Annotated in this window: 9 protein-coding genes; 1 reads left to right on the forward strand and 8 read right to left on the reverse strand. The window is 59.4% G+C overall.

Going from position 1 to position 19,281, the window contains the following annotated elements; all coding sequences use genetic code 11:
• Positions 1-216: 216 nt before the first annotated feature.
• Positions 217-1,197 (reverse strand): diaminopimelate epimerase, encoded by a 981-nt coding sequence (locus QOL84_RS09480; RefSeq protein WP_283437035.1) that lies wholly within the window; start codon positions 1,195-1,197, stop codon positions 217-219.
• Between the two features lie 264 nt (positions 1,198-1,461).
• Here QOL84_RS09480 and QOL84_RS09485 point away from each other — a divergent pair, with 264 nt between their 5' ends.
• Positions 1,462-2,613 carry an MFS transporter gene (locus QOL84_RS09485; RefSeq protein WP_283437036.1) on the forward strand — a complete coding sequence of 384 codons (1,152 nt, stop codon included), beginning with the start codon at positions 1,462-1,464 and terminating at the stop codon, positions 2,611-2,613.
• A gap of 158 nt (positions 2,614-2,771) precedes the next feature.
• On the opposite strand, the gene QOL84_RS09490 is transcribed toward QOL84_RS09485, so the two are convergent.
• The 7 genes from QOL84_RS09490 to QOL84_RS09520 form a co-directional block, all read right to left on the reverse strand.
• Positions 2,772-5,198, reverse strand: a complete 2,427-nt coding sequence (locus QOL84_RS09490; protein WP_129391744.1) for a TonB-dependent siderophore receptor — start codon at positions 5,196-5,198, stop codon at positions 2,772-2,774.
• A 98-nt stretch (positions 5,199-5,296) separates the two neighbouring features.
• Positions 5,297-6,280: a FecR family protein gene (locus tag QOL84_RS09495; protein ID WP_283437037.1), complete on the reverse strand. Its 984-nt coding sequence runs from the start codon at positions 6,278-6,280 to the stop codon at positions 5,297-5,299.
• A gap of 88 nt (positions 6,281-6,368) precedes the next feature.
• Complete coding sequence (locus QOL84_RS09500; protein WP_129391738.1) at positions 6,369-6,860, reverse strand: sigma-70 family RNA polymerase sigma factor; 492 nt, start codon at positions 6,858-6,860, stop codon at positions 6,369-6,371.
• A gap of 141 nt (positions 6,861-7,001) precedes the next feature.
• Positions 7,002-11,381 (reverse strand): P-loop domain-containing protein, encoded by a 4,380-nt coding sequence (locus tag QOL84_RS09505; protein ID WP_283437038.1) that lies wholly within the window; start codon positions 11,379-11,381, stop codon positions 7,002-7,004.
• The gene (locus QOL84_RS09510) at positions 11,359-12,195 is read right to left on the reverse strand and encodes a hypothetical protein (protein WP_283437039.1); all 837 of its coding nucleotides are present in this window, start codon (positions 12,193-12,195) and stop codon (positions 11,359-11,361) included. The genes QOL84_RS09505 and QOL84_RS09510 overlap by 23 nt, the downstream gene beginning before the upstream one ends.
• A 573-nt stretch (positions 12,196-12,768) precedes the next feature.
• Complete coding sequence (locus QOL84_RS09515) at positions 12,769-17,244, reverse strand: hemagglutinin repeat-containing protein (protein WP_283437040.1); 4,476 nt, start codon at positions 17,242-17,244, stop codon at positions 12,769-12,771.
• A 115-nt stretch (positions 17,245-17,359) separates the two neighbouring features.
• Entirely contained in the window at positions 17,360-19,087 is a 1,728-nt protein-coding gene (locus tag QOL84_RS09520) for a ShlB/FhaC/HecB family hemolysin secretion/activation protein (RefSeq protein ID WP_283437041.1), read from the reverse strand.
• Between the last annotated feature and the right edge of the window lie 194 nt (positions 19,088-19,281).

The following is a 19,281-nucleotide window of genomic DNA, read 5'->3' on the forward strand; positions in this document are numbered from 1 at the left end:
CTCATCGCTGGCAAGCCAGGCTCCCACAGGTTTTGTGGTGCACATGAACAAAACACATAACCTGTAGGAGTGAGCCTGCTCGCGATAACGGTGTATCAGGCAACATTTGAATGAATGGTAGTCCGCAATCGCGAGCAGGCTCACTCCTACAGAGGATTTAGTGTGTCGCACCCAACCCTGTGGGAGCCTGGCTTGCCAGCGATGGCGGTTTTAAACTCAGCTCATCAACTGCGCCGTACCAAACAATCTGACGCGCACCCGCTCACCGTCGATTTCCTCCAGCAGAATCGGTGCCGTGCCGCCGGGCATGACCACCTGCACTTCCCCCGCCGCGACCCAACCTACCCGCCATGCCGCACAGGCCACCGCACTGGCGCTGGTGCCGGATGAGGCCGTCGGCCCTTCGCCGCGTTCGAATACTCGCGCGATGAGTCGTTGTTCGGCATCGCGTACCGCCCATTGCAGGTTGACGCCTGCCGGGCATGGCTGGCCTGCGCCGGTGGGTACGGCGTAGGCGATGCGGGTCAGGCCTTGATCAAGCGGCGACTCACGCATCTGTTCATTGCTCGGCAAGGCTGACTGGTCGTCGAGCAGCGTCACGCAATGTGGATTGCCGATACGCACGAATTGGCTGTACGACCAGGCACGATTGAGCTTCGCCAATGGCTGAATACTGCTGACCTCTCGGCCATTGAAGTCGACACTCTCAACGTTCTGCGCATCCACCGCGCGCGGCCCGAAATCCGCTTGACCGAGGTCCAGCCAAAACCCTTGCACACCGTCGAACTCGGCAGCTTTCACGGATGTCTGCACCGGCTCGCCCTTATCGTGATGCACGCGCAACAACGCGCCCTCCTGCGGCATCAACCCTTGCTCGCTCAGTGCCTGAGAAAAAATCGTCAGGCCGTTGCCGCTGCGCTCGGCCAGCGAACCGTCGGTATTGACGATCAACACATCGAACGGTGGCGAGGCCTGGAACGGGCCGATCAACAGGCCATCGCTGCGATGGGATTTGCTCTTCGGTGGACGCTGGCCTTCAGGCCAGTCACAGCAAAGGCTGATCGCCGCCGCGCTCCACGACGACCGCGACGACGCGCACTCGGCAGCGCTGGCAGGCAAATCAACGCCCGCCAGGCGCAGCGCTTGCGGTGAAACAACACCATAGATATTGCCCCGTGCATCGTAGAACCGCGTCATCACCCGCCCTCGTACCCTGTTGTCGAAGCCCCACTTTAAACCGCAATCACCTGTAGGAGCTGTCGAGTGAAACGAGGCTGCGATCTTTTGATCCAGATCTTCAAAGAAAACATCAAAAGATCGCAGCGTGCCGCAGCTCCTGCAGGTCGTGGTGTGCAACACAGGTTAGGATGTCGGCTGCACGTCCTCGAATAAACGGCAATCGAACCTCGACGCCGGATCAATGTCCTTCGGGGACGCGATGTTTTTTGCCAAGGATTTGATATGACCAGCCTCAACCCTCAAGACACCTTCGTCCCCGGACGCCTGCAACAGATCTCCACGCGCATCGCGTTTTTCATCGCCGGGCTCGGCATCGCTGCGTGGGCGCCACTGGTGCCGTACGCCAAGGCACGGGCCGGACTGGATGAGGGCACGCTGGGTTTGTTGCTGTTGTGTCTGGGCGTCGGTTCGATTCTGGCGATGCCAATGGCGGGGATTCTCGCCACGCGCTTCGGCTGTCGGCGAGTGGCCACCGGCGGCACGTTACTGATCTGCGCGGCGCTGCCATTGCTGGCGACGGTGTCGTCGATTCCGGCGCTGGTCGCCACGCTGTTCATGTTCGGCGCTGGTTTGGGCACGGTGGACTCGACGGTGAACCTGCAAGCAGTGATCGTCGAACGCGCCAGCGGCAAAAACATGATGTCGGGCTTCCACGGTCTGTTCAGTCTGGGCGGGATTGTCGGCGCGGCCGGTGTCAGCGCCCTGCTCGGCCTTGGCTTGACGCCATTGGCGGCAATGCTGGTGGTGGTCGTGGTGCTGATCGCGGCGCTGTTCAAGTGCGTGCCGCACATGTTGCCCTATGGCAGTGAAAGCTCAGGGCCGGCGTTTGCGGTGCCGCATGGCATCGTGCTGTTTATCGGCGGCATGTGCTTCATCGTCTTTCTCACCGAAGGCGCAGCGCTGGACTGGAGCGCGGTGTTTCTGGCGCAGGAGCGCGGGATCGACACGGCCTATGCCGGATTGGGTTATGCCGCGTTTGCCCTGACCATGACGGCGGGACGCTTGATGGGTGACCGCATCGTGCGTAAGTTGGGAGCCACGCGGATCATTTTGTTTGGCGGCCTGTTGGCGGCGGCGGGATTGTCTCTGGCAACCTTTGCACCGAGCTGGGAAGCGGCACTGGTCGGTTATGCGCTGGTTGGCGCCGGCTGTTCGAACATCGTGCCGGTGTTGTATACGGCGGTCGGCAAGCAGACGGTGATGCCGGAAAGCATCGCGGTGCCGGCGATTACCACGTTGGGGTATGCGGGGATTCTCGCCGGGCCGGCGGTGATCGGGTTTGTCGCGCATGCCAGCAGTTTGAGTTTTGCCTTTGGCTTGATGGCGCTGTTGTTGGTCGCTGTGGCCATTGGCGGCAAGGTGTTGAAGGTCTGAAGCAAAAGATCGTCCGATCGCGGCCCGAGCCTGCGGCAGCTCCTACATGAGATCGTTCCCACGCTCTGCGTCGGAATGCCTCAATGGACGCTCCGCGTCCGCTTTTGGACGCAGAGCGTCCCGGGCTGCATTCCCACGCGGAGCGTGGGAACGATCAGTTAGAAACCGACGCTAGCCTGCACAAAGAAAGTGCGCGGCGCCCCCACATACATCCCCGAATTGTTATCGCTGGAACGCGTGAAGTACTGCTTGTCGAAGACGTTCTTGACCCCCGCGCCCAACTTCAGGTTCGACACCTGCGGTCCGAAGTCATAGCCACCGCGCACGTTCCAGGTCACGTAACCGGGAATGTCGCCGTACTGCCCGTCCGCCGAGCCTTCGGTGATGTAGTTGCCGTTGAAGCTGCCATCGGCATTCACCCCCGTACCCGGCGAACGCTGTTTCGACTGAGCGAAACCGTCGATGTTGTAGGTCCAGCGGTTGATGTCGTAACGCAAGCCGACGGTCGCCACCTGACGCGAATAGAACGGCAGGTCACGGCCCTTGAAGCCCGGAATCTCGCCTTCATACGTCGCGCGGGTGTAAGTGAAACCGGCGTTGGCGGTCAGGCCATCCAGACGCGGATCGAGCGCCGCCATGTCGTAATGCACCGACGCTTCAAGGCCCTGGTGCTTGGTCGCACCGAGGTTGGTCCAGCCGACGTCGTTGCTGATGTATTGCAGTTCGTCATCGAAGTCGATGTAGAACAGCGTCACTTCACCGCCCCACACGTCATCGTTGTAGCGTGTGCCGATCTCGTAGGTCTTGGCCTTTTCCGGCTCGAGGCCGTTGGCGGTGTTGTCACCCGAACCGCCCTGACCCAGCTGGAAATACTGCAGGCTGCCGAACGAGGTTTCGTAGTTGGCAAACAGTTTCCACGCGTCCGACAGGTGATACATCACGCTCAGCGCCGGCAGCGGTTCGTTGCTTTCGATGCTGCGGTTCTTTTCCGGCACTCGTTTGCCGGCGGTGTCGAGTACGGCGCGATCATGCCAGTCAGTGCTGATGTGTTCAAAGCGCACACCCGGCGTGATGGTCCAGTTGCCGACGTCGATTTTGTTGTCGATGTAAACCGAGTTGGCCTCGGTGCCACCGGTACGATCCTGGAACACGTGACCGTCAGAAGACTTGGTCACCACCGGCTCGTTATTGACCAGCGCCAGACGGCTCGATTGCTCGTGCATGGCTTCTTTCAAGTAGCGATAACCGACGCTGACTTCCTGCGTGGTCGGGCCGACATCGAACACCCGCGACACCCGTGGTTCGATGCCCAGCGTGTAGTACGAACGCGGATAGGAACTGAGGGTTTTCTGATCGCGCGCAGCGATGGTGCTGCCTCGGAAACTGTCGGTGTAGTAGGTCAGAATCTCTGCCTGGGTGCGCTCGTCGATCTGCCGAATCCACTTGAACGACACGTCCTTGCGGCGCCCGCTGAAGTTGTCGTAGTCGCGCACCGAGTCGTACGGTTTGTTGTCGTACTGCTGCTGCGTCAGGCCGCCGGGCATGTCGGCGCTGGCGTCGTAGTAGTGGAAATTGAGGCTGAAATCGTCCTGATCGGTCGGCGCCCAGTGAGTCTTGAGCAGCACGTCGTCGATGTCGTTGCCGTTGTTGCGCTCGCGATAACCGTTGCCGTTGACGCCGGAATACAACAGTGCCACGCCCATGCCGTTGTCGGCGGTGCCACCGAGGAACGCGGTATCGATGTGTTTCCAGCCGCCGTATTGCGTGGTTTCCAGCGTGGTGCCGATTTCACCGGTGGCTTTTTCCGGAATCGCACGGGTGACGAAGTTGATCACGCCACCGACGTTCTGCGGCCCGTAACGCACGGAACCGGCGCCGCGCACGACGTCGATGCTGTCGAGGTTGCCCGAGGAAATCGGTGCCATCGACAATTGCGGTTGGCCGTACGGGGCGAATGCGGCAGGTACGCCGTCGATCAACACGGTGGAGCGTGGCGACAGACGCGAAGTCAGGCCACGCACGCCGACGTTGAGGGAAATATCGCTGCCGCCGGTGCCGTTGGAGTCCTGCACCTGCACGCCCGGCACACGCTTGAGCACGTCGCTGACGTTCATCGCGCCCTGCTCGACCATCGCCTCGCGGCGAATCACCGTACGCGCGCCAGGGTGGTTCTGCACCACGGCGGCGTTGGCATCGCCGAGCCAGTTACCGACCACCTTGATGTCGGTCACACCGAGTTCCAGCGGGCCATCGCTGGCGGCGGAGGTCGCTGCGGGTGACAAGGTTACCGAACCTTCGTTGATCTGATAATCCAAGCCGCTGCCTTGCAGCAACTGGCGCAGCGCCTGCTCCGGCGAGATGTCGCCCTCGACCGCCGGGGCCTGTTTGCCGGCGACCAGATCAGGACTGAAAAACACTTGCAGCGAGGTTTGCTGGCCCAGTTCGCTCAGGGCTTGGCCCAGCGGCTGGGCGCGGATATGAATCGCTTCACCGGCAAACGCCAGCGGCGTCGCAGCATTGACCGCCAGAGCAAGGGCCAGCGGTAACCAAGGGGATTTTTTGTTGTTGGCAGTGGTGTTTTTCACGTCGAACGTAGTCCTGTGGATCGCAAGAGTGTGCGGCTGTTAATGCAAACCAGTTGCAGTTGAACAGGAAGACGATGAACTCGAAAAAAACCTGAATTTTATTTTGAAATTATTTCCTGACTGCCATCGGCATGCGTGCGAACAGCCACCGGCAGGATGCTCGGCAGGGCTTTGAGCAAGGCTTCGGTGTTGTCGGATTTGAACACGCTGGTCAGGCGCAGACTGGCCACTGCGGGGTTGCTGACGGTCAACGGTTTCTCGCGATAACGCGACACTTCGGCCGCCACTTCGCTGAGGCTGGCGTCGTTGAACACCAGTTTGCCGCTGCGCCACGCGGTCAGCTCTGCCGGGTTGACCGCATAGGCTGCCGCGACATTGCCTTGTGCATCGATAAAGCTGCCGAGGCCGGCGGTCAGACTGATGAATTGATGGTCCGGGGCATTGCGTGCCTGCACTTTCACCGTGCCCTGCTCCACTGCCACGCGGGTTTGCGTCACGTCGTCTCGACGTACGTCGAAACGCGTGCCGGTCACGGTGACCTTGCCGTTACCGGTCTCGACCACGAACGGTCGCGACGTGTCGTGTTCGACGCTGAACATCGCTTCGCCTTCGCTCAATTCGATCAACCGGCGATCCTTTTCATAGCGCACCTGCAAGCGGCTGCGACTGTTCATATCGATCAGCGAACCGTCCGGCAACGCCACATGCCTGCGCTCGCCCAACGCCGTGGTGAACTCGGCGCGGTAACCCGCCGGGTGATTCAAGCCGCTGAACAAGCCAAGCCCGAGCGCTACCGCCAGCACACTGGCGGCCACGGCATAACGCAGCAACGGCCGCCGTTCGCGGCGACTCGGCGTCTCGACCAGAGCTTTCAGACGTGGCGCCGGCAGCAGATCGGCAGCCGTCCACAGCCCCAGCAGCAACTGGAATTCGTCACGGTGTTGCGGATGTTCATTCAGCCAGGCGTCAAAGCGCTGCTGCTCATCGGCACCCACGGTCGGCTCCTGCAAACGCACAAACCAGCGCGCCGCATCATCACGCACCGTTGTTTGCCCGCATGCGCAATCACGAGTATCCATCATGGAATGTCCTGTCCGGCCGGGAATATAAACACACACAGCCCCCTGTAGGAGCTGCCGAAGGCTGCGATCTTTTCAACGGCACACCCCATCACGATTGCAACCCGTCCAGTCGATCACGCAGATGCCGCAGGGTGCGGATCATATACTTTTCGACCATGTTCTTGGACAGTCCCAGGCGTTCGGCGATTTCCGCCTGGGTCAGGCCTTCGATCTTCTGCCAGACAAAAATCTTCCGGCAATTGACCGGCAGCTCGGACAGCGCGCGCTCGATGGAATCGGCCAGCTGGATCGCATGCATGTAATGCTCCGGGTCGCCAGACGACGACGCACCGTGATCGATTGCCTCCGACTCCATGGCGCCCCGCCGATCCTCGCGCCGATAACCGTCGACCGCGATGTTGCGCGCGGTCTGATGCAAATACGCCCGAGGCTGCTGCACCGCCGCCGAATCCGACTCGAGCACCCGCACAAAGGTGTCGTGCGCCAGATCCTCGGCCTGCGCGCGATTGCGCAGGCGACGAGTCCAGGTGCCGATCAACTCTTCGTAATGCTCGAAAAAGCCGGGTCTGCGGGGACGCATGGGAGTATGGGCGGCGTGCTGAGGAAAGGGGCGTGAATAGTAATGCTTCCTATTAAGGCGAAGCAATGGATTCCTCTGCCCGCCGATCTAGCAATGGCCGCCGGTTACCCTTCAGCTGAAAATAACGATTACATTACCGCGTCAACTGCCTCCCGGATTACGGTCCGCAGATGCCACCTGCATCTGTTCATCAAGAGCGATCATCACTAATCCGTTATGGGTCGCTACAACCATGCGGGCCATTGCGGTGAAGCAGATTCCCCGAATCGGTGAGTTGATACTGATTTGAAACAGGGCATTCAATTCGCCATCCCAGAATCGGACCACACCGTCCTCCCCCCCTGATGCTAAAAGTGGCGATGGGCTGGCATCGCAGAATGCCAAGGCCTGAATGCGCCCATTGAGGTGAGTGCCTGATTGGCACGCCAGACGTTCGCCGCTTGGGTAATGCCACAAGGCAATTCGACCTGAATCAGTACCGGCAGCGATCAACTCACCATCCATGCTTTGCGCCAGAGAAAGCACTGCGGCTATGCCGCTACCCGGTATGCGCCAAGTATCAAACAGTGAAAGCCTGGGCATTTCAGCGGGTGGAACCGGATGCTGCGCGACCATGATCTGCGAATACTTGCTGGCGAATACAATTCGCGCGGCATCATCGCCAGCAAGACAAACCAGACTCATGATGGGCTTGTCTTCTTCGCCGTAACTGAGCTGATAATTCCATTTGGCTCCAAACTCATTGCGAAGAGTATTGATTTCCAGTTTTGAACGCAGACTCCAGATGCGAACGGCGTTCACGTTGGCTTCATTCACCGAAGCCAAAACCATCGGTTCGTCATCGATCCAGACGACTTGCATCTGGGTCACATCATCGCCTGCCTGAATCACCGCCGAGAGATCTAGTTGACCTCCTGCCGGAACCAGACAGATAACCCCCCGAATGGCGACGACCAGCAGCAGTTTTTCCTCATCCACATAACCGGTTATTGCGTGGATTCGTTGATTCGGAATGATTTCACACGTCCAGGTCAGGTGGCCGCTCATCTCGTCAATCGCCACGACCTCTCCGGCGGCCGTGCCACAGTAAATCGTGTTGGACGCGATGGAGTCCATAAACATGCATTTGATGTGGCCTGGATAAAATTGGCCTTTCTGCACAGAGCGTGCTGGCGATTGCGCGTCCCTCAAGCTCCACATATTGACTGAGCCCGCGTTGCTACTCAGATAAAAATGACTTGTGCCCAAGTTGAAGCTGTCGGTACGGAACTGCTCCGTCCAATAGCCATCGATGCGCGTGACCGATGTCAACGTTGAAGAGATTTCGACAGGATTGGCTACTTCAACGGTCTGGCTTTCAATTGTTCCGTCTTCAGCCAGCAGATAAAGAATTTTTGAAGCTTGTGAATAACACAGCCAAGCCCCTCGTTTATCATCCGGAGCGCAATAGACAGGAATGATTTCTTCAGGCCGGACTTGCCAAATTCGAGGTGGTCGGAAAAAATCGTTGGTTATCGCATACGTAGCACCATCCACCATGCGCAGGCGGATAGATGAAATACATTCGCTTTCGATCGTGGCAGGTATTTGCCACAGAAACTCCAGATCAAGCTTCCACATTCTCAGGGTTCTGGCACATCGCACACCATCGAAGAAACTATCGCCTGCTGACAGAATTCGAAGACCCTCGGAAGTAAAAACAATCGCCACTGCCAGAATACGGGCGCGTGAAGCAGCGACTCTGTGATGAATCAGGCCGAGGTCAGTCAAATCCCAGACTCGTAGATCACCTTCCAGCTCAGCTCTGTCATCTAAGCTGGTACGTGCAAGCTTTCGCTCATGAGCACTCACACACAGAAAACGATCGCCTTCCTGGCATACCGTCAACGCAGTGATGCGACCGTTCTGCTCAGAGAAAGGGACATAAATATCGCGCTTGGTTCGAAGACTCGTTGTCGCCAGCCAACCCTCCCCCCCACTCGCAACCAATACTTCACCGCTTGGCGTTGCGATAATTGCCAAGTGTGAAATCCAGCTGCCCACAATGGGCTGCCAAGCCGCCAACTGCCTGCCATTGTCGAGCTGAAAGACTTCAATTAATCCATCCTCGCGCCCGACCAGTGCCACCTGAGTACGGTCATCCCACTGACCGAGACTCAATGCGGTCACTCGTGAATCTCGCGCAACCAGCACGCTGTTGCCTTCAGGCGAATTCCAAGTCGCCCAGAGTGGCATCCACCGAGAACGCTCCTCGCCCGGCAAGGGAACTGACTCTTCAATCCCGTTCTGCAGGGATGTCAGTGCGAGGTAGGATCGACGCTCTGCTTCGGGCAACTCCCGCAAAGCTCCAAAGGCTCGTAAATAGGCCTGAACCATTGGCTGAGCGAGCGACGACTGAGGGTTGAGATAACGGCGCAAGATAGCCGGATCGCTGACCACCAGAAATGCCGGTTCGTCGAGGAGCGCCTGTAACATGCCCGCCTTGACTGCGAAGCTTGCGGCATGACGTTTCAGATAAGGGTGAGCACGCAGCCAGTCATGACGCCCCTCGGAATTTGCAGGTACACAGGCCAGCAATGCTTGCCACAAGTGGCGTGACAGGACCGGGGCCTGGCCATCACTTTCGAGCAGATGCTCTGCCAACTGCTCATGGTAAAGCCGATAAACCGACCGATCGACCTCCATGGACTCCACAATGAAGGGCGCCGCAAATCTGCAAACGGCAATGATATCCGCATCGGTGATCGCCTGACCGCTCAAGGCACTGGCTGCTGAACGCCATAAATCAGCCCACGGTAGGCCTTCACCTTCGGCAAACGCCAAAGCCAGCAAAACCGCGCGAGCGGTGGCGATATTCAGCCCCTCCTTACCCTCGTCCAAGGGGGCCAGATACTGATTGAATGCGTCAGCCAACTCGGTTGATAGATGATCCATCCAGCCAGAGCGACTCGTGTCGACCATTTTGCCCATCTTGAACAGCCTGAGTGCGACGGTATGTGCCACCAGAAACACGTTCTTCGCTCGCTGGGCCACAGCCTCGGCCACCTTTCGAGCGATTTCGGGATGCTTGCGATAGGGCGTAAAGCGTCGTGGTTCTTCGCTGGCTAACAGCCGTCGCTCGACGTACAACACCACCTCGCCGGGCTCTGTATGCAGCGAATGTTCGAGATTGACTTCCACAGTATCTGGCCCAAACCCCTCAAAACGCTGTTGCAATGAAGTAGCGTCGGGGCGAGTTCCCACTAACAGAAAGACATGCTTGAATGCCGCCAATGGCAACAACAGCTGCTGCAAAATAGTCTGGCTGTCGGCTGCTTCATCCAGAGCATCAATGACAATCACCGTTTTTCTGCCGCGTTTTTCCAGTGATTCAAGCACCGATGGCAAGTCACGATCCGACAGATCCAGCTTGTCCGCGATCTCGCTCAATACCTCGCTCAACAGTTTGTGCCGGGCATGTATGGCGATATCGACGATGCCTTCAGGTAGTACGTCAGCAGCGTCCAATGAAGATCCATCAACTGCAATCACCTGATCGCGAAAACGCGGCTCAGACTGCGAAACGATGCGCCCCAACAATGCTGATTTGCCTGTTCCCGGGCCACCGGTCACTACCAAAACGCGCCCTAGAGTATCGACCTGTGCGAGCCATTCTCCTATTTGTCGCAGCGCGCGATGACGGCCGGTGAAATAGCTCCCGCCCCACCCACCTTCGACCCCTCCGGCTTTGGGTAACCAATGTTCATCAAACACTCGCTGGCTGGCCAGATCCAGGCCTGGGCCGATATGAGGGCGGTACTGGGGATTGGGGAACAACAGGCAACGACCTTTCAGGTTTGCACCCGCCAATTGAGCTTCCTGCTTGGGAAAGCGTTCGGCGAGATACTCTCTGATCGCCTCCATCACTTCATCCATGGCCAGGTAGCGCTGCGTAGCACCGCCGAACTGACCATCGGGATTAGCCAACGCTTTAGCCAACGCCTTGCTCAAGGCACCCTCATCCGCCTCATCTCGCGATCGCGTGGCCGCGATTACATAGGCAGGACTCAATGAGGGCCGCTGTCTGATCAGATCGGCCGCTATTCTGAGAAAATCACCAGCTCCCGTGCCGGCATAACAGACATCAAGGATCAAGAGAACCTGCGCTGCGCTGGTCTTGATCAGAATCTGTGCCAGATCGACGACTTTTACCGCCAGCCTTGGGTGATCCTCTGCCGCCTGCTGTGACTCACGGGACAATAAATAGAGTTGGTTGTCACTTTCACCGTGGCCCGTGTAGTAGAGCACCAGCAAATCGTTTTCAGTGCAGTCTGCACAAGTTTGGAAAATAAGATCCTGCAGTTCTCGGGGATCCATATCAAGTTCTGCCGGAACGACCTCATAGTGCAATGCACCGAAGGCCGACTTGATTGTTTCAACCTCGTCCGGAACCCGCGACAGCGTTGCATGGTTATCGAATTGACTGGTGCCAGTGGCAAGCAAACGACGTCGATAACTGTCAGATAGCAGCTGCGATGGCATCTCCCACCTCCCGGGTCGTGAGGTAGCGGCTCGCATCGTGGACTTTCATACCATTGGCGACGCTCACATCGACAATTCGCGGCATGAACAAGGGCTCAAGTTTTTTCGTCAAGGCCACTACATCACCGCTGTCTGAAATATTGGTCCAGTGCTGTACGTTGCCTGGCCATGCACCAAGCTCACGTTGCGGTGCGGGTTGCAGGGCATCGAAAATCAGATTACGGATGCCCAGTGGCGAACCCAATGTAATCAAGTGCTGGACGGGCCACTGAGGGTTTGCGCATAAAGCCTCGTAGGCAACCACTGAGCCCAAAGAATGGGCAACAATCACCCGCGTATCGTCATTCATCCACTTTTCAATGCTGTCACGAGCGGCCTGACGGATTGAATCTTCATGGAAGTATCGATAGACCTGCTTCAAATCACTGATCATCATTTTCTCCAGCTGACCGGAAAAAAATTTTGATCGTGTCAACGCATTGAGACCGCGCTGGACGAACGTCACCAGACCCGCTTTGGTAGTCTCGTCAGGTGCGCGAACAGCGGGATCAATTCTAGCCGCCTCCTCCCACCATGCCTTGAGCAGTTGCGCCTCCCAGGCATCGACATCCTTGGCGCCGTAGGGCGGTACCGCACCTTTACCCTTTGGCCGAAACAAGTCCCCGTAGAAGGCACATTTGAAGGTCACCTCGTCAGGCAACTCTCGTCCGGCACGCGCGAGACCATCCTTGATCGCCGGAAGCCACTGCTCACCCAATGAATGTTCACCACTGAACTGATGCCCGATGCCGTGCACACCAATGATCGTTGCCATTGTTCACCCCTTATTTTTTGACGCTCGGCACTCAGAGTCCTGAAGCCATCCATGGAAACCCGAAGCGCGACTAGTGGCCATTGGGCATTAACGACATCTTACTGACTTTACTCGCGCCCGGTCATTTACGCAGGCCTTCGCGGCTTTGATATTTTCCTCGTCCTACTGGCCGCAGTTCATCAACCCCATCACTGCCCCCTCGCCCTGGATCAGATCCCACACGTGAAGAACGTGCCGAATTTGGCAGTTTATGGTCACTGATCTGTTCGACCAATGCATGATCGTTGCGCACAATCGTCAGCGCCAGATCTACAGTTTCACAACCTCTGCCAGCATCGCGGCAATCGATTGATTCAAGAGCGGTGAGGTATTAGCGGTGGCGCGTTGCGCTGCGCCTATCAATCGGAGTGTTACGAGGAGCCACGGGAAATAACACCCCTTGCCGTTTTGCAGCGAGCACAAAAAAAACAGGAACAAGCCTGCTCGCAAAAGCGCCACATCAGTCAGGCATTTCGCTGACTGAACTGACGCCTTCGCGAGCAGGCTCGCTCTTACAGGGTTTTGCGCTGGGGATCAGCCTTTTTCGTCGATGCCCGCTTGCAGGGTCTGGCTGTCCAGATGACCGCTGAGGGTAACTGGACCGATTTTCAGATTGCCGTTCTCAGGGGAGACCTTCGATGCGTTTTCCTCGGTTTTGTGCGGCAGGTCGAGGCCGGCTTTGACGCCGTAGTCACGGTTGTTCAGGTCGCTGCTGCTGACCTTCGAAGCGCCGAGATCGACCTTTGCTTCTGACGAGGTGATCCGCGCGCCGGTCAATTGCGTGGCGCCGCCGACGGCAAGGTTTACCCCTTGGCTGGCGCTGATGCCGGAAGCCTGCGCAACGCTGTCCTTGTGTGCGTATTCGCCCTGCGCTTTCAGCGTCGGTTTGTAGTCGGTACCGGCAAGTTTTCCTTTGTCATCGGCTGGGGTTTTCTTCGCGGTCAGGCCCAGATCGACATCGACCTTGGCCTGGGTTTGCGAGTCCTGACGGCTCTCGACGGTGAGATCACCGGCGACCTTGCCGCTGACATGGTTCGCGTCGATGCGCGCGCCCGCCAGTTGTGCGTCACCCGCACTGTTCAACAGCACCGTGTCAGCCTTGATCTGGCTGTTCTGCTGCGAGGTGCCTTGCTGATAATCGACAGCGACCTGGGCCCCGGCATTGAAACCGTGATCGCTGCTGGCCTTTTCGTCAGCAGCGGTGGGCGTGCTTTTGCTCAGGTTGCCGCCGGCGTTCAGCGCGACGTTCCAGTTGTTGCGGTTATCGGTGGACTGCGCCGACTCCTGCACGTAGCCGCCCTTCTGCGCGTCGATGCTGACGTTTGGCGCACTGACTTGCGTGCCTTGCAGATGCACCGAATCGCCGCTCAAGGCGATAGCGCCCTGGGCGTTGAGCTGGCCGCCCGTCAGGGTTTGCGCGTTCTCGTTGACTCGACCGATGTTGAAGTTGGCGCTCAGGTTAGCGCCCTGATCACTGCTCTTCTCGCTGCTGGTTTTGCTACCACCGCCCTTCAGGCCACCGCCGAGATTACTGCCGGTGGCGGTGTGGGTGTCGCTGGCCGCTTGCAGATCGAGTTTGCCGTCGGCGTGTAAATCGATGGCGCCAGTGCTGTCGATTTTCGTGCCTTGCTGGGTCTGATTGCCGCCGCTGCTCAACTGCACGCCGTTGCCGCTGAAACTTGCCACGTGCGCTTGAGTGTCAGTGGTTTGCTTGCCGGTGTGATCGAGTTGGAACCCGGCGCCGAGGTCAACGTTGGTGCCGTCGGTGCCCGGCAAGGTGCCGACCGTCAGCGAGCCATTGCCGCGCAGGCTGCTGTCGCTGCTGTCGCTGCTGTGCTGACGATCAGTGGCCTGATTCAGCGCCAGATCACCGCCGGTGTGGATGTTCACGCCACCCTTACCGCCGTCGAAACGGTTGCCGGCGAATTGCGCATCGCCCGCAGTGTTGATGTTTACGCCCTGGCTGCCGGCATAACCGCCGACCACCGCAGTGGAACTGTCTTTGCTGGAGGTGCGGCTGCCACCCGCGCCGCTGCCGGCGACATTCACGTCTTCACCGGTCTTGGTGTAGACGCGCACATCGACCTTGGCATCCACGGCGTTATCGGTGCTGCTGTGAGTGTTGCTGGCAGCATCGGCGACCAGTCTGTCGGCGCTGATGTTCACTGTGCCGGCGCTGGCGTTGTACTCGCTGCCTTGGTCATGCAATGTGCCGGCGACTTTTACCGCGACGTTGCCGCCATCAAAACGGCTGACCACGGCGTTGCTGGTCTGCTCGGTTTTAGTCGCGCTGCCATGACCGACCGCGACGTCGATACCGACATTCGGCTGACCGAGATTGCTCAGCGCATCCTTGTCCGGAACCTTGCCGTTCAAGACCTCCTTGACGACACCGGCAATCGGTCGGGCGATGTCTTTGTACTCGACGTTGGCGCCGATGTCCGCCGACCAGTTGCTCTCGGCGTGCGTGCTGCTGTCGCTGTTGCTGGCCGCGCGGTTGTCGACTTCGTTGGCGACAACCTGCAGACCGTTGCCAGCCTCCAGTTGCGCGCCTTCGGTGGCGAGTTTGTCGGCTTTGATGTGCAGACCACCGCTGCTCTGCACTTGAGTGGTTTGCGCCGTGGTTTTGCTGGTCGAGTCTTGCACGCTGCTGTGGGCGAAATCGACGCCGCTGCCCGCGCGATCGAGACCGCCGGTGTAGTAGAAACCGCCGCCGGTGCTGGAGGTGTCAGAGCTGGTTTGGTGGCTGTCCTGTTCGGCCAGCAACGAAACGTTCTTGCCGCTCAACGTGGTGTCACCCGCCGTGGATTTCACCTGCGTGCCTTTGAGCGTGACGTCACCGCCCGCCTTCACCTGCACGCTGCCGCCGCTGAGGCTGGAGCCTTGCTGGGTGACGTCGTTGCTGGTCACGGTTTGCTGTTTGTCTTCGTAGTGAACGCCGGCACGATACTGCTCTGGCGTCTGCTCTTTGGCGTAGGCATCGAAACCACGGGTGTCAGTGGTCGCGCTGCTGTCGTGAGTGTTCTGCGCGGAATGCACGTTGACATCCCCCGCCGCGTCGGCCGTCAGCGCACCGCCCGCCTTGACCGTCGAGCCTGCCACTTCGAGGTCTTTGGCGCTCTTGAGCTTGAGGTTGCTGTCGGACACCAGTTCGCTGCGCAGCGTGGTGCTGTCCTTGCTGTTCTGCCGCGACTCGTCTTTGCTGATGCCAAAGAACTTGCTGTCTTTGTCGTGGTTGTTGCTGTGCGTGGTGTCCTGTACGCCATCGATCACCAGCGAACCCTTGTCGCTGATCACACTGGCGTCGCTGCCGCCGCGCACTTGACTGCCGCTGATGCGCACCTCGTCAGCCTTGACGATCAGCTTGCCGGCGGCGTTGACCTTGCTGCCCTGATGCTGGGTCTGGCCCTTGTCGGCATCGCCGGTCTTGCCGAAGAAACCACCGCCGACGAGGTCACCGGAATAACGATTGTCGCTGCTGCGATTGGTCCGCGCGGCCGTGGTGATTTCCACTTGTTTACCGGCGAGTTGCAGGTCGCCGGTGCTGGTCATTTCAGCGCCTTCGGAGCGCAACAACGCGGCGGTTTGCAGGGCGATATTGCCGGCCTTCAACTGACTGGTGACGCTGCGCTGCTCTTCGCTGCTGTTGTTCCAGTCAGCTTTCCACAGATGCTTGCGATGGTTGCCCTGATCGGTCTGGGTATGGCTTTCGGTGGCAGCGCTCAGGCGCAGATCGCCGCCGCTTTGCACGCTGAGATTTTTTGCAGCTTCGACTTTGGCGGCTTTCAGTTCGGTGTCTTTGCCGGACGACAATTTGGCGTCGCGACTGGCAACGATCTGGCTGCCATGCTGGCGGGTTTCGCTATCGGTCTGGGTGCGGTCGTAGGTTTCCCAAGTGATGCCGATGGTGCTGTTGTTCCAGTTTTCGCGCTTTTCCTGAAGCTTGCGGCTTTCAACGGTGGTCAGGGTCAGGTTGCGTTTGGCCTCGGCAATCACGTCGCGGCCGCTGACATCGGTGGCGGCCAGGGTCAGGTCTTTGCCGCTGTGCAGGCCGACATCGCCCTGGCTGCTGCGGATGCCGGCGCGGGTGACGTCGAGGCTGTTGGCCACCGCTGCACCGCTGACCGTGAGGTCGCCGGCGGAGCGAATCTGCACGCCATCGCGCCCGGTGACCTGCACCGCACCCACGCGCACGCCGGCACCTTCAGCGGTGCTGACGATGTTGATACGTCCGGCCTGCATGGCACCAAACAGGCTGGCGTCGATGCGACCGTCGGCGGTATTGCCCGCCGGGTCCACGGTTTTCACCTGGCCACTGGCGTAATCGACCTGATTGCGCCCGACCGTGAGGTTCAGTTGATCGCGAGCGCTGATTGCACCTTGGCTGTCGATACGCGGGGCGATCAGGTTGATCGAGCCCTCCGCATTACGCAGGCCACCGCTTTGGATCCGCAACTGGCCGCTGGCGTCACGGGTACTCAGGGCTTGCAGTTTGCCGTCGGTCAATTCCGGACGACCGACCACCAGATTGGCGTTCGGCGTGTTGATGAAACTGCCGCCATTCACCGAAATGCCGTTGGGGTTGGCAAGCACGTAATCGGCGGCACGGCCGAAGATTTCCTGCGCGCCATTGATCGCCGACGGGTTGCGGCTGATCACTTCGTTGAGGATCACGCGCGCGGCCTGGCCTTGCAGTTGCGGGTTGGCCGCCAATTGTCCGGCGAGCTGCGATTGTCCGGCCTGCAAGGCATTGTTCAGCACCAGCCCCTGACGGTCGACGTTGTAGTCGAGGAACTGGTTGTGCGACAGGCCCGAACCATTCGGCGCGACGATGTTGACGATGGGCACACCGCCCTGGGTTTGCAATTGCGCGGTGCCGCCGGGCCCCGGGGCAACCACGACACCGCCGGCCATCGCGTTCGGCAGGTGCACGGCGAGGAACAGGCTGGCAATCGCCCAGCGCAATTTGCCCCGAGGGGAAAGATGAAATGCAAAGGTGTGTGCTGGCATAAAAACGTCTCCATGTGAGTACGGCATCACGTCGCGCGTTTTAATCTTGGCCGTGGCTGACGCGCTCAGATCCGACGGCTGTTTTTGTTCACTGCGTTATCGATTCAGGTCGCGGTCATATCTGCACCCCGACACGCATCAGCCAGGTTTGCGGCTCGTGCTGCAGACCGTCGGGGGTGTTGAGGGCGCGCTGGTAATCGACGTCCACTTGCAGGTTTTTCCAGCCCAGATTCAGACCGACGCTGGCGCCACTGAGGCGTTGCCCTTGGGCGCCGTGATCGGCTTTGATCCAGCCGTTGTCGAGGCCGATTCGCGGGGTAATCTGCACCGGCCATTCACTGCGCAGCGGCAGGCGCAGGGTATTGCGCCAGACCGCACCGCTGGCGCCCGACGCACTGCTGACGCGATAACCGCGCACGGCCGAATCGTCGGTGCCGAGCAACTGTTCGATGGCCGGCAACGGGTCCGGGCTGTACTGCACGTTGAGCTGGCTCTGCCACTGCCACGCCTGCGCGCCGAACTGACCATTGCGCCATTGGCTGAGGCCGGCGCGGTACTTGCGAAACTGTGCCTTGGGCAAGTTGTTGATCTGATGTTGCGAATCGTCGTCGGCACCGAACCAGCGCAAACCCTGGGCGTAGTTGATGTCGAGGTTCCACACGGCGCGGTCGAGCCAGAACAGATTGAGCCCGGCCTCGGCCACGGTCAGCGTCGGGCTCTGAATACCCAACCGGACATTTTCCAGGTAGCTGTCGACGTCCTTGTGCGCCAATTGCAGGTTGGCGCTGAGCTGGCGACTTTGGTCGCGCCATAACACCCGGTCGGCGCGCAGGCTGACCTGATCGGTGATGCCGCGGCTGTGAAAGGTCACGCTGGGCAACTTGAACGGCGCGCGATATTCGGCATGGCTGGCGAACGCGCTGTAGGTCCAGTAACCGTAAGGAATTGCGTAATAGAGGCTGGCGTTGCGGCTGTAGCGGTCGCCCTGATTGAGCGTGTCGCTGGCGCTGAGGCTCAACAAATCATTCAGTTCCAGCGGGCTGTCGAGGCTCAGGCTGACGCTGTCGCGATCGCGCCCGGTGCTGGCGCTGCCGAGGTTGTCGATACCGGCGTTCAAGGCCCAGCGCGATGGCGCGGCGCTGCGTGTGCGCAGAATGATTCGCGAGGCACCAGGCTGGCTGCCGGGGGCGATGTCGGCGGTGAGGTCGACCGAGCGCAGGCGATTCAGTTGATCGAGTCCTTGCTCCAGATCGCGCAGGTTCAGTGGTTCGCCGAGCATGTTCGGGAACGCGCCGCCGAGAGACACCGGCAGGCTCTGATCGGCCAGTTCGATCGACTCGATGTAGCCTTCATCAACCCGAATATCCAGCGACTGCCCCGCCGCCGGAGCGCTGAGGAGGTACGGACGACTGGCGATGTAGCCCTTTTCGACGTAGATCGCGGTGATGGTCGCGAGCAAATGATTGATCTGCCCGACGCCCATACACGGCGCCAGCAACGGCTTGATGCGGGCGTTGAGTTTGTCGTTGTCGATCAACGTGACGCCACTGATGCGCGTGCCGCTCAACGGCCAGCAACGTTCATCAGGGGTAACGGTTGGCGCGACCGCTGGGGGCGCTGGCGCCGGCCCGAACGCGCCACGCTCCAGCTGACGCTTGCGTTGTTCCAGTTGCAGTTGTTGCAGATCGCGCTGTTGCTGTTGTTGCTGGCGCAACACTTCCTGGCCCGGCGCGACAGGTTCGGCAGCTTCAATCGAGGAGGCACAGACACTCAACACAAAGGCCGACAACAGCGGGCAACGCGTGGAACGACGACGAAAAACAGCGCAAAACGAAAACGGCACGCAACATCCTTGCAATCAACTGGCGTAATGCCACCCCATCAATAGCCGTGATAGTCGGAGGGCTCCTACACAAAAGCAAGACGCTTCCTACAGCGCTTACATTTCTTAAACAAATGCTCGCGCTGTTTTTAAACGCATGAATCTGACGATCGGCGACAAAAATGCATTGCTACAAAATATTACTCACGTCATAT

This window comes from Pseudomonas helmanticensis (genome assembly GCF_900182985.1).
GTDB classification, from domain to species: Bacteria; Pseudomonadota; Gammaproteobacteria; order Pseudomonadales; family Pseudomonadaceae; genus Aquipseudomonas; species Aquipseudomonas helmanticensis.

Bases quoted from the DNA above. Each gene is read 5' to 3' on its own strand.
- QOL84_RS09485 (WP_283437036.1), top strand. From the start codon at position 1,462: ATGACCAGCCTCAACCCTCAAGACACCTTCGTCCCCGGACGCCTGCAA.
- QOL84_RS09510 (WP_283437039.1), bottom strand. From the start codon at position 12,195: ATGGCAACGATCATTGGTGTGCACGGCATCGGGCATCAGTTCAGTGGT.
- QOL84_RS09515 (WP_283437040.1), bottom strand. From the start codon at position 17,244: ATGCCAGCACACACCTTTGCATTTCATCTTTCCCCTCGGGGCAAATTG.
- QOL84_RS09505 (WP_283437038.1), bottom strand. From the start codon at position 11,381: ATGCCATCGCAGCTGCTATCTGACAGTTATCGACGTCGTTTGCTTGCC.
- QOL84_RS09495 (WP_283437037.1), bottom strand. From the start codon at position 6,280: ATGATGGATACTCGTGATTGCGCATGCGGGCAAACAACGGTGCGTGAT.
- QOL84_RS09480 (WP_283437035.1), bottom strand. From the start codon at position 1,197: ATGACGCGGTTCTACGATGCACGGGGCAATATCTATGGTGTTGTTTCA.
- QOL84_RS09500 (WP_129391738.1), bottom strand. From the start codon at position 6,860: ATGCGTCCCCGCAGACCCGGCTTTTTCGAGCATTACGAAGAGTTGATC.